The following is an 11,613-nucleotide window of genomic DNA, read 5'->3' as shown; positions in this document are numbered from 1 at the left end:
TCTCGTTGCGGTCAGCCGTAGGCAAAACCGAACAGCCCCTCGCAACAGAACCCACCCCCGCAAGACAAAACGGTCGCTCTTGTTGGGGGCGGCCGTGGGCGCGACAGAACGGTCGTTCTCGCTGGAGCCCCGAAACAGGCGAGACAGAACGGTCGTTCTCGGTTTGCATGGCACACCTGCTCGGGGCTGGAACGGCGGTTTCCCGGAGACGCGGTCAGGCCTGACTCACCGAGCGCCGACGGGGGCCGGGGGGCGGCAACGTGTGTGGCATCTGCCAACCGGTGGCCAGGCGGGACGGGTGCAGGTTTCGGGATTCGCCGAAGAACTCGGTGAACTTCATGATCAGTGGGTCCCAGCGGATCGGGTCGACGTAGGCGGTTCCCGGGATCATCAGGGACTCCTCCACATGGGTGCGGAGCACCTCCACCTCGAACGCCGTGGCATGCATGGCCGGGCCGCCGATCGAGGTCGCTGACGTCAGGCGGCATTCGAGCTGGATCGGGCATTCGCGGATCCGGGCCGGTGCGACCACGTCGGACGGCTGACGGGTCAGGCCGGCGGCGGCGAACTTGTCCGGCACGTACCGGTAGCCCTGTCCGTGTTTTGTCTCCGGCACGTCGGGGCGGCCGGTGGTCAGGGCGAGCCGGTCGACGGCGGTGACCATGGTCGTGTCGGGCAGGTTGAGGACGGCTTCGCCGGTTCGGCGCAGGTTGACCGCGGTGCGGCTACGGTCGCCCATGCCGAGTACGCAGGTCCGGCCCAGCCACCAGGCCGACGACAGGGGTGCCAGGTTGGTGGTGCCGTCGGGGTTCTCGGTGCTGATCACGACTACGGGTGTGCCGAAGTACAGGACCTTCAGGTCGGGTGTCACGTGCATCCGACCACTGTCACGCCTGCGCGGTCACGATTCTGGCGGTCTTCGGACGTCCAGGTCGACGGTCAGCAGAGTTCGGCGGGCCTGCCCAGGTAGTAGCCCTGACCGTAGGTGACGCCGATCTCGGTGAGGCGTTCCAGTTCGGCGGCGGTCTCGATGCCCTCGGCGACGAGTTCGGCGCCGATCTGGGCGGCGAATCCGGCCAGTGAGCCGGCCAGCGCCGTCTTCACCGGGTCGCTGTCGATGCCCCGGACCAGGCTCAGGTCGAGTTTGATCAGGTCGGGGCGGAGTTTGAGGATGTGCTGGAGGCTGGCGAATCCGGCGCCGGCGTCGTCGACGCTGAGCCGGACGCCGGCCTCCCGCAGCCGGTCCAACGCCTCGGTGAGCTGATCGTAATCGGCCACCTGGGTGTGCTCGGTGATCTCCACGACGAGGCGGTGCTCGGCGTGCAGGAGCAGGATGTCGCGCACGTGCGGGTCGAGCAGCGCCTCGGCGGACAGGTTGACGGCCAGCCAGCCGTCCGGCGGCAGATCCGGCAGGCGCCACAGCGCCTGGCGGAGAGCGAGCAGTTCCAGCGGTACGCCGAGACCGCACTTCGACGCCGCGGCGAATGCCTTGTCGGGGCCGGTGAACACGGCGGGTTCGAAGCGCGCCAGGGCCTCGTACCCGATCGTGTCGTTGTCTTTGATCCGCACGATCGGCTGGAAGACCATCCGCACCGACTGGGCGTCCAGGACCGCCTGCACGGTGTGCCGGGCGAGGGCGGCCTCGTGCCGCTGCTGGGCGAGCGGGCCGCTCATGTGGTCGCTGATCACGTCGGCGATCAATGCCATGTACCGCAGCGACTGTTCGCCGAGGGACGGGTCGGGTTGCCGGCTGGCCCCGCAGACCATGCCGGCCACCTCGCCGTCCGGGCCGCGCCACGGCACCCCGGCGTAGGAGCCGATCTGGTAGTCGCGGGTGGAGGCGAGTTCACGGGCGATCGGGTGCACCCGGCTGTCCGTGACGGTGCCCGGCAGGATCCCGGCGAGGACCCGGGCGCAGTAGGAGTTCCGCAGGTCGAGCGGCCGCCCGAGGGGGATGCCCATGGTCTCGTACTCGCCGGTGGCGACGTGGATCGTCTGGTCGTCGGCGCTCAGCGTGGATGCCCAGGCCACGTCGAGGCCGAGGTGGGCGCGGACCAGGTCCAGCATCCGTTCCACCACCGCGATGTCGGCGTCGCCCGGCTGCCACACGCCCCCGGTTGCTGTCTGCACGTCGTTCACTCCCCGCTTCGCCCGGCTCGTTCCCGCCGGACCCACCTAGTCGGCGGGGAAAACGCAATCTGAAGGTGTTGGCGGGCGGAGAGCGCGAGCATGGGCGGATGAGGCGTCGCTGGCTGTTCGCTGATCAACTCGGCCCGCACTTCCTGGATGATCCGGGGCAGCCGGTGCTGCTGGTGGAGTCGAAGGCGGTGTTCCGGCGCCGGGTCTTCCACCGGCAGAAGGCCCATCTGATCCTGTCCGCGTTGCGGCACCGGGCCGAGGAGGGTGACGCACGGTTGGTTCGCGCCGCCACCTACCGTGAGGCGGTCACCGAGCCGGTGACGGTGTGTCATCCCACCTCGCGTGCGGCCCGTGATCTGGTGCGCCGTCTGCCGGACGTGGAGATGCTGCCGCCGCGCGGTTTCGTCACCGCGCCGCGGGACTTCACCCGGTGGGCGGACGGGCGGGACCACCTGCGGATGGAGGATTTCTACCGGTTCGCCCGGCAGCAGCACGGTGTTCTGATGGACGGCGCCGAACCGTGTGGTGGCCGCTGGAACCTGGACGCCGACAACCGTGAGCCGCCCCCTCGCGGCGCCACCAGGCTGGACGTCGCGTCCCCTCCGGAGATCAACGAAGACGAGATCGACGATGGCGTACGGTCGGAGCTGGATCGCTGGCAGCGCGTCGACGGCATCGAGTTCGCCGGCAACGACGGCCCTCGGCTGTTCCCGGTCACCCGGCGGGAGGCCCTGGCCCGGCTGCGGCACTTCGTCGAGCACCGGCTGCCGGTGTTCGGCCCGCACGAGGACGCCATGCTGGCCGGTGACCCGTGGATGGCACACAGCATGCTCAGCCCGGCGATCAATCTCGGACTTCTCGATCCGGTCGAGGTGATCAGTGCGGCGGCGGACGCGTACCGGGCCGGGTCGGTGCCGTTGGCCAGTGCCGAGGGGTTCATCCGGCAGATCCTCGGCTGGCGGGACTTCGTCTGGCATCTGTACTGGTATTTCGAGCCGCGCTACCGCTCGGAGAACGTGCTGGGCGCGGCCGGCCGGCTGCCGAAGTGGTTCGCCACTCTGGACGCCGACGCGGTCGAGGCGCGGTGTCTGTCCGATGTGCTGGCCGGGGTGCGCGACCGCGGCTGGGTGCACCACATCCCGCGGCTGATGGTGCTGGGCAACTACGCGATGCAGCGGGGCTGGCGGCCGGCCGCGATGGCCGACTGGTTCCACCGCAACTTCGTCGACGGATACGAGTGGGTGATGACCGCGAACGTCATCGGTATGAGCCAGTTCGCCGACGGCGGGCGGATGAGCAGCAAGCCGTACGCGGCGGGCGGCGCTTACCTCAACCGGATGAGCGACTACTGCGGCGGGTGCCGGTACGACCCGAAGGTGCGGGTGGGGGACGACGCGTGCCCGTACACCGCGGGGTATTGGAGTTTCCTGGCCCGCAACGAACCGCGACTGGCCGGCAATCACCGGATGGGCCGGCCGTTGCAGGGTCTGCGCCGGCTGGACGATCGGGACGCGCTGGTCGAGCAGGAGCACGCCCGCGGCTCACGGGCGCCCTGACGGGACCAGGGTGCGGGCCGCCTCGATGGCGCGGGCGGCGATGTCCTCGGTGGTGTGGTGCCCTTTGGTGAAGAAGCCGTCGGCGAACAGTGCGATGTATCCGTGTGCGACCGCGATGGTGGCCTCGACCAGCAGCAACGCCTCCCGGTAGGTGCCGGCGCCGGTCTCGCCGGCCAGGTCCATCAGGGTCTCCATCAGGGCGCGGGTGTCCTCGCGGCGGCCGTCGTCCTCGATCCGGGACAGCTCGGCGGCGTAGATCACCGGCAGGCCGGCGCCGGTGCGGGCCACGTGCCGCACGTAGGCCCCGGCCGCCGCGGCCATCCGGTCCCCCGGGTCGGTGCCGGCGGCGTCGGCGGCGGCACGGACGGCGGCGGTCAGCTCGCGGGCGGCGATCCCGGACACCGCGGCGAGGAGGTGGTCGCGGTCCGGGAAATGCCGGTACGGCGCGGCCGAGCTGACCTGCAGTCTTCTCGCCACCGCGGCCACCGAGAACTTCTGCAGGCCGCACTCGGCGAGCAGCTCGAAACTCGCGGCGATCAGGGCGGCGCGCAGGTCACCGTGGTGATACGCCCGATTGGCCGACACGCTTGCCTCCATGTGAGTAGGCTCTTACATTAGCAAGTGATAGCCCTCTTACATTCTCTTCGGAGGCATCGTGACCATCCGGCTCGGCTACCAGATCCCGAACTACACCTACCCCGGCCCGGTCGAGACGCTGTTCGACACGGTCGTGGCGCAGGCCAAGGAGGCCGAGGCGTCCGGCTTCGACACGGTTCTGGTGATGGACCACTTCTATCAACTACAGGGCATCGGGGCGCCGGAGAACGCCATGCTGGAGGCCTACACCACCCTCGGCGCGCTGGCCACGGCCACCTCGACGATCCAGCTGTCCACCCTGGTCACCGGCAACACGTACCGCAATCCGGCTCTTCTCGCCAAGACCGTGACCACCCTCGACGTGGTCTCGCACGGCCGCGCGATCCTCGGCATCGGCGCCGGCTGGTTCGAGCGTGAGCACAACGACTACGGCTTCGAGTTCGGCACCTTCGGGCAGCGCTTCGAACGCCTCGACGAGGCCCTGCAGATCATCACGCCGATGCTGAAGGGCGAGCCGGCCAGCCTGGACGGCAAGTGGTACACCGCCCGCGGCGCGTTGAACAACCCGCGGGTCCGGCCGACCATCCCGATCATGCTGGGTGGCAGCGGCGAGCAGAAGACGTTCCGCCTGGCCGCCCGGTACGCCGACCACATGAACATCATCTGCGACGCCGACGACCTGGCCCGCAAGGTGTCGGTGCTGCGCGAACGGTGCGAGGAGATCGGCCGCGACCCGGCCACCCTGGCCACCAGCTACCTGGTGATGGGCCTGGTCGGCGAGGACGAGCAGGAGATCAAGGAACTGTCCCAGGAGATCCCGGAGGACCGCCGCAACCGCACCATCCTCGGTACGCCGGAGCAGGTCGCCGAGCAGATCCAGGAGCGGGTGCTGGGCGCCGGCATCGACGGCATCACCATCAACCTGCCCCGCAACGGCCACCGCCCCGGACTGGTCTCCCGGGTCGGCGCGGCCTTGAAGCCGCTGGTCAGCTAGCTTATCCGGAACGAACCGACCAGGCCGCGCAGCTCCTCGGCGGTCCGGGCCACCTCGGCGCTGGCCAGATTCGTCTGGCTGGTGCCGGCCACCGACACCGAACTGGCCCGGGCCACCTCGGAGATGCTCGCCGCGATCCGGTTGCTGCCCGAGGACACCTCGCTGATGCTGCGGCTCATCTCCTGCGTGGTGGCGGTCTGCTCCTCCACCGCGCTGGCGATCGTGGTCTGGTAGTCGTTGATCCGCGCGATCACCTCACTGACCCGGCTGATCACCTCGACCGCCTGACTGGTCTCCTGCTGGATCGACGCCACCCGCTCGCTGATGTCCTCGGTCGCCCGCGCGGTCTCCTGCGCCAGATCCTTGACCTCGGACGCCACCACCGCGAAGCCCTTGCCCAGCTCACCGGCGCGGGCCGCCTCGATCGTCGCGTTCAGCGCCAGCAGGTTGGTCTGCTCGGCGATCGCGGTGATCGTCTTGACCACGTTGCCGATCTCCACCGACGACGCGCCCAGCTGCTCGATCCGCTGGGTGGCCAGGGCCGCCTCGGACACCGCCTCCCCGGCGATCTGCGCGGCCCGGTTGGTGTTCTCCGAGATCTCCCGGATCGAGACGCCCATCTCCTCACTGCCCGCCGCCACCGTCTGCACGTTGCGGGAGATCTCCGCGGCCTCGTTCGAGGCGGCCGACGTCTGCTGGTCGGTGGCGTTCGCCGCGCCGGCGATCTCCTGGCTGGTGGCGGCCAGCTCGGTGGCGGCGCCGGCCAGCGTGTCGGCGTTCTCCGCCATCCGCTGCATGGTGGCGCGGATGCCGTCCATCGCCGCGTCCAGCTCCTTGGCCATCGTGCCCAGCTCGTCACGCGAGGTGATGCCGCTGCGCCGGGTCAGGTCGCCGGAGGCCAGCGCGCCCACCACCGAGGCGACCTTGCGCACCGGCCGCAGGATCGACTGCACCAGAGGCACCGACAACGCCACCAGCACGATCAGGCCCATCGCGGCGACCGCCAGCATCCACCACAGCGCCGACGACTTCACCGCGTCCATCGCGGCCTGATGCTCGATCACCTCGGCGTCCAGGATCTCGTGGATGGCGCCGATCTTGTCGTCGACCATGCCGTTCTGCTCGGCGATCGAGTCGTACCGGCCGGCGATGCTGGCCGGGTCGGCCTTCGCGTCCTTCACGAAGTCGATGACGAAGGCGCTGAACGTGTCGACGCTCGGTTTCAGCGCGTCGATCTCGGTGCTGAGGTCACCGACGTCCAGCGCCTCGGCGGCCTCGAAGGCCTCGCTCATCGCCACCACGTCGTCGGCGGCGTCACCGGACACGTCGTCGCCGTGCGCTGCCCGGTAGGCGTCGACCTTGAGCTCGGAGCCCCGGGTGTCCAGGTGGTTGAGGGCCGACTTGGTCAGGATGTAGTTGGTGAGACTCTCCTGCTCGTCGCTGAGGCGCTCCTGCGACCAGACACCGATGCCGGTCAGGGCCGCGGCGACCAGCACACCGGTCACCACGATCGACGACAGGCGCTTGGCGACGCTCAGGTCGAGCAGGCTTGGCATGGGCGTTCCCGCTATCCGGAGTCGGTGGTGGTCTTCATCTGACAGTTCGGCCCCATCAGTCCGGTGCTGAGGCTTCCGGCCCTTTCCCGTCCCCTTTCTCGGCCTCCTTTCCGGCTTCCCTCCCGGCCTCCTTCTCGACCGGGCCGCGCAGCAGGGGTGGATGCAGCATGGTCGCCGCTCCCCGGCGGAAGAGCTGCGCCGGGCGGCCACGCTCGCGGATCACGCTGCCGGTGGCCCGCTCCACGAACCCGTCGGCGCTGGTCACCTTGCGGTGGAAGTTGCGGGGGTCGAGCCGCACCCGCCACACCGACTCGTAGACCGACCGCAGATCGGCCACGGTGAACTCGGGTGGGCAGAACGCGGTGGCCAGCGGCGTGTACTCCAGCTTCGACCGGGCGCGCTCCACCCCGTCGGCGAGGATCGTGTCGTGGTCGAAGGCCAGCTCCCCGGCCACCTCGTCGACCGGGCGCCAGGCCGCCCCGGCCGCGTCGCTGCCGGCCACCGGCATCGGCAGATCCGGCACCAGCGCCAGGTAGGCCACCGTGATCACCCGCCCCCGAGGATCACGACCCGGCTTGCCGTACGTCCCGAGCTGCTCGAAGTGGCCGTCCCTCGGCGTCAGGCCGGTCTCCTCGCGCAGCTCGCGGGCAGCGGCGTCGGCGAGATCCTCGTCGCCGTGCACGAACCCGCCGGGCAGCGCCCACCGGTCCTGGAACGGCGGGATGCCCCGGCGGACGAGCAGCACCTGGAGCGCGGCCTGCCGGATCGTCAGCAGCACCAGATCCACAGTGACGGAGAACTCGGTTCGCGTCATGTTGACGATAATACCTCGCCGGGATTATCGTCATTCCGACGACAAACGAAGGGACCCCCCGACATGGCCGACGTGACACGCCGCTTCCACCTCCGGCACCTGCGTGGCGCCCCCACCAGCTGGGTCAGCCACACCGTCAAGGGCCGGGAGAAGCGCTCGGGCACCGGCCTCTCCTTCTGGTACCGGCCGCTCACCGCCGTGCTGAGCGAGGTCCCGGTCGACGACCGTGAGCTGCCACTGCTCTTCCACGCCCGCACCGAGGACTTCGCCGACGTGACCGTGCAGGCCACCGTGACCTACCGGTTCAGCGACCCGGCCGCGGCCGCCGGCCGGCTCGACTTCTCCATCGACCCCTACCGTGGCGCCTGGCGCGGCCAGCCCCTGGACCAGGTGGCGACACTGCTCGCCGAGCTGGCCCAGCAACCCGCCCTCGACGTGCTCGCCCGGGTGCCGCTCGCCGAGGCGCTGACCACCGGCATCGCCCCGGTGCGCCAGTCGGTCGCCGACGCCCTGGCCGGCGACCCGCGGCTCAGCGAGACCGGCGTCTCGGTGGTCAGCGCCCGGGTGGTCGCCATCCGGCCCGAGCCCGACCTGGAGCGGGCACTGCAGACTCCGACCCGCGAGCAGGTCCAGCAGGACGCCGACAAGGCGACCTACGCCCGCCGGGCACACGCCGTGCAGCAGGAGCGGCAGATCGCCGAGAACGAGTTGCAGAGCAAGATCGAGCTGGCCCGCCGCCAGCAGGAGCTGGTCGAGCAGCACGGCGCCAACACCCGCCGGGAGGCCGAGCTGGACGCCGAGACCCAGCTGGTCGCCGCCAAGGCCGACGCCGACCGCAAAGAGGTCGCCAGCATCGCGGCCACCGAGCGGTCCAAGCGCGCCGCGCTCGCCGAGGCCGAGGCCACCCGGGTCCGCGACGACGCCCGCGCCACCGGCGCCCGCCTGGTCGGCCTGGCCGAGGCGGAGGCGGAGGCCGCACGCCTGGCCGCCTATCAGGACCTGCCGCCCGCCGTCCTGCAGGCGCTGGCCCTCAAGGAGCTGGCCGGCCAGCTGCCCCAGGTCAACGAGCTGACCATCACCCCCGACGTGCTGACCAAGCTGGTCGGGCGGCTCGGCTCATGAGCACCCTCCGCCCGCGCGTCATGACGGTCAGGCAGCTCGGCTCATGAGCACTCTCGCCCCGCGCATCGTGATCGTCTCCCGGCGCAGCGAGCTGGACGAGCTGCTCGCCCGGCACGGCACGATGGGCGCCGCCGCCTACTTCCTGCGCCAGCGGGGCCGCGACATGGCCGAGGTGACCGCCCGGCACGAGGCGTTGCGGGCCGCGCTCACCGAGGTGGGCGCGGCGGTCCCGGCGGACTGGCGGCGCGGCCACGTCGACCGCGCCGACCTGCCCCGCTTCCTGTTCGCCCCGGAGGACGTGGTGGTCGCCGTCGGTCAGGACGGCCTGGTCGCCAACGTCGCGAAATACCTGGACGGCCAGCCGGTCATCGGCATCGACCCGGAGCCGGGCCGCAACCCGGGTGTCCTCTCCCGCCACCGGGCCGGCAGTCTGGCGGCCCGCCTGCGCTCCGGCCCGCAGGCGGTCCAGGAGCGCACGATGGTGGCGGCCAGGCTGGACGACGGCCAGGAGCTGTCCGGGTTGAACGAGGTCTACATCGGCCACGCCGGCCACCAGTCCGCCCGCTACGTCCTGACCACCCCCGACGGCACCCGCGAGCGCCAGTCCTCCTCCGGCCTGATCGTCGGCACCGGCACGGGCGCGACGGGCTGGTGCGCGTCGATCGCCCGTGATCGCCCCGGCAGCCCACCGTTGCCGGCCCCGGACGATCCGGCGCTGTGCTGGTTCGTCCGGGAGGCCTGGCCCTCCCCCGCGACCGGCGTGACGCAGACGTCCGGCCTGCTCACCGAGGGGACCGAGCTGGAGCTGACCAGCGAGTCCGAGCGCCTGGTCGTCTTCGCCGACGGCCTGGAGTCCGACGCGCTCGAGCTCTCCTGGGGCCAGCGCGTCCGCATCGGCCTGGCCCCTCGCAAGCTGCGGCTGGCGTGAGGCGCCACACCGGCGGGCCACCACGGCATCACCGCTGCACCCTACGCTGGGCACACGTCATCATCGAGACCGCTTTGGGCGGCGGGGGCGCGAGGCGGCAGCGGGACGCGAGGCCCGGCCGGTGGTGAGACAGCGTCGGCACGCGCTCTGACAAGGAGAGCCTGATGGTGGTCTTCGATACGCAGGTGACCTCGGAGCATCTCCGGGCGGGCGGTGTGCCGGATGGTGTCGCCGTCACCTCGACCACTTTGCAGGAGATATTCGGCATGCAGGGAGCGGGAAACACCAGAAACAGGTTCTACCTGCCTTTGATGAAGGACGAATATCAGCTACATCATTACGCGCATCTTCATGCCGAGCGGAAAGGCGACCGCAGGAGGATCCGCCCACACACCGACCGCCTCATCATCAATTTTGCCGCCGACCATCCGACAGTCGTCGAGTACAGCCACTCCGCGACGTGCCGGCTTCTCGAACTCAGTCGCCGACGCCTCGACGCCGGTTTCCAGGTTTTCGCAGCCCATGCTCGGCCCGCACTGACAAAAGCCACTTTCGCCAATGTCAGAACCCACTACCGCAGCCTGTCGGCGAGCTCTGCCAGATACGTTGCACTGGCCACGGAAACGGTCGATGTCGCCCTGTCCCTGCTCCCCCGGTTCACTCGGGAATACAATCTGAAAAACGATTTCCGGGATTCCTTGAACGATCTGCTCATCCTTGCCACCGCGATCCGGATGAACGAGACGCTGCACACCAGAGATCAAGTTTTGTCGGACTTCGCGGTGACCGTCGCGCAAGCCGAGGTGTCCAGCCGTACCGATGGCCGGTTCGAAGTCAGTTTCAGGGATCCTTCCGCGGTGCGTCGCGTGAACTCGGAGAGCAAGGGCTACATCAACCTCGGCTGGCGCGTGCATCGCCGCTGATTCTCGGCAGAGCGCCGCGCGGTCGTTTCAAGCCCCGACGACCCGGGCTCGCGGCCGGCCGAAGACGGACGGCGAGTCCCGGGTTCAGCGGATCAGCGGCTCCGCACCGGACGCTCGGCACCACCGCTCGATCTCGGCCTCGTGGGAGCCCGTCCGGGTGGCGGCGGCCACCCGGGCCGTCCGCTCGGCGACTGCCGGGCCGCCGCCGTCGGCCAGCAGGGTCAAAGGCCAGGCCGGGGCGCCGCCCCGCCCGTCGTAGGCGTGCCACCCCCACGGTCCGGTGAAGTGCCACGCCCGTTCGTAGCGGTCGACGACATCGACGCCGGCATACCCGCCACCATCGACGCCGGCACCTCCACCGCCATCGGCTCTGGCGCCCCCGCCAGTGTCGGCTCTGACGCCCCCGCCGGCATCGGATATGGCGCTCCCGCCCGCGCCGGCGTCCAGAAAGGCGAACGGGCGGAAGAGCAGGCTGATCGTCAGGGGCATGTCGTCGTCCGGGTTCAGGCCGGTCCCCTGCTCGACCGCGCTGGCGTCCTCGGACTCGCCATGGCGGAGAACCACGATCTCGCGGGCCGGCCGCGGCAGCCAGCCGGTCTCCAGCGGCGGGTCGAACGTCTGCGCCGCGATCACGTGCACGACAGTGGGCGGAATGCCGACACGGCACGCCTGCCCGGCCCGGAGGCGGCCGGCCGGAGGGTCGGTGCGGAACAGCTCCGCGGCCTCGTCGGTGATCGCGACGTTCCCGTTCCAGTCGAAGCCCTCGGCGTCCGGGTCGCGCCGCCACCAGGGCCAGCGAATCGACACGTGCGAGCGGGCGACGCCGGCCACCGTCGCCTCGGTGAACGCACAGGCGATCGTCAGCACGTCACCGGCGCGGAAGTCGATGTCGGACACGAGCGAAGGTCTATCACCCGGCCCGGCCGGGTGTCGACCGGGCGCTGCCACCGCCGTCGAGGTCAGACCGCGTGGCCATTTGCGGCT

11 protein-coding genes are annotated in these 11,613 nt (G+C 70.5%); 5 read left to right on the top strand and 6 right to left on the bottom strand.

The genetic code is table 11. The features are described 5' to 3' along the window. Positions 1–214 precede the first annotated feature (214 nt). The gene (locus ACQ0O7_RS16480) at positions 215–877 is read right to left on the bottom strand and encodes a flavin reductase family protein (RefSeq protein WP_430782943.1); all 663 of its coding nucleotides are present in this window, start codon (positions 875–877) and stop codon (positions 215–217) included. Between the two features lie 62 nt (positions 878–939). Then, positions 940–2,130, bottom strand: a complete 1,191-nt coding sequence (locus tag ACQ0O7_RS16475) for an EAL domain-containing protein (protein WP_430782942.1) — start codon at positions 2,128–2,130, stop codon at positions 940–942. Between the two features lie 107 nt (positions 2,131–2,237). On the opposite strand from ACQ0O7_RS16475, the gene ACQ0O7_RS16470 reads away from it, so the two are divergent. Continuing rightward, positions 2,238–3,695: a cryptochrome/photolyase family protein gene (locus ACQ0O7_RS16470; protein ID WP_430782941.1), complete on the top strand. Its 1,458-nt coding sequence runs from the start codon at positions 2,238–2,240 to the stop codon at positions 3,693–3,695. Here the strand turns inward: ACQ0O7_RS16470 and ACQ0O7_RS16465 are convergent. After that, positions 3,681–4,280, bottom strand: coding sequence for a TetR/AcrR family transcriptional regulator (locus ACQ0O7_RS16465; protein ID WP_430782940.1), 600 nt, complete (start codon positions 4,278–4,280; stop codon positions 3,681–3,683). The genes ACQ0O7_RS16470 and ACQ0O7_RS16465 overlap by 15 nt on opposite strands. Positions 4,281–4,350: 70 nt before the next feature. Between ACQ0O7_RS16465 and ACQ0O7_RS16460 the strand changes: the two genes are divergently transcribed. After that, positions 4,351–5,286 (top strand): LLM class F420-dependent oxidoreductase, encoded by a 936-nt coding sequence (locus ACQ0O7_RS16460; RefSeq protein ID WP_430782939.1) that lies wholly within the window; start codon positions 4,351–4,353, stop codon positions 5,284–5,286. Here the strand turns inward: ACQ0O7_RS16460 and ACQ0O7_RS16455 are convergent. Both ACQ0O7_RS16455 and ACQ0O7_RS16450 read right to left on the bottom strand, forming a co-directional pair. Further along, positions 5,283–6,842: a methyl-accepting chemotaxis protein gene (locus tag ACQ0O7_RS16455; RefSeq protein WP_430782938.1), complete on the bottom strand. Its 1,560-nt coding sequence runs from the start codon at positions 6,840–6,842 to the stop codon at positions 5,283–5,285. The two genes, ACQ0O7_RS16460 and ACQ0O7_RS16455, sit on opposite strands and share 4 nt — an antisense overlap. A gap of 55 nt (positions 6,843–6,897) precedes the next feature. Beyond that, entirely contained in the window at positions 6,898–7,656 is a 759-nt protein-coding gene (locus tag ACQ0O7_RS16450; protein WP_430782937.1) for an NUDIX hydrolase, read from the bottom strand. A 63-nt stretch (positions 7,657–7,719) separates the two neighbouring features. Here ACQ0O7_RS16450 and ACQ0O7_RS16445 point away from each other — a divergent pair, with 63 nt between their 5' ends. From ACQ0O7_RS16445 to ACQ0O7_RS16435, 3 genes are all read left to right on the top strand, one after another. Beyond that, positions 7,720–8,778 (top strand): SPFH domain-containing protein, encoded by a 1,059-nt coding sequence (locus tag ACQ0O7_RS16445; protein ID WP_430782935.1) that lies wholly within the window; start codon positions 7,720–7,722, stop codon positions 8,776–8,778. A gap of 43 nt (positions 8,779–8,821) precedes the next feature. Then, positions 8,822–9,706, top strand: coding sequence for a hypothetical protein (locus ACQ0O7_RS16440; protein ID WP_430782934.1), 885 nt, complete (start codon positions 8,822–8,824; stop codon positions 9,704–9,706). Positions 9,707–9,870: 164 nt separating this feature from the next. Beyond that, the gene (locus ACQ0O7_RS16435) at positions 9,871–10,629 is read left to right on the top strand and encodes a hypothetical protein (protein ID WP_430782933.1); all 759 of its coding nucleotides are present in this window, start codon (positions 9,871–9,873) and stop codon (positions 10,627–10,629) included. Between the two features lie 84 nt (positions 10,630–10,713). On the opposite strand, the gene ACQ0O7_RS16430 is transcribed toward ACQ0O7_RS16435, so the two are convergent. Beyond that, positions 10,714–11,526 carry a hypothetical protein gene (locus tag ACQ0O7_RS16430; protein ID WP_430782932.1) on the bottom strand — a complete coding sequence of 271 codons (813 nt, stop codon included), beginning with the start codon at positions 11,524–11,526 and terminating at the stop codon, positions 10,714–10,716. Between the last annotated feature and the right edge of the window lie 87 nt (positions 11,527–11,613).

It is taken from the genome of Actinoplanes sp. G11-F43, assembly GCF_050589265.1.
Lineage (GTDB): Bacteria > Actinomycetota > Actinomycetes > Mycobacteriales > Micromonosporaceae > Actinoplanes.
This window is presented reverse-complemented; position numbering and strand designations above follow the sequence as displayed.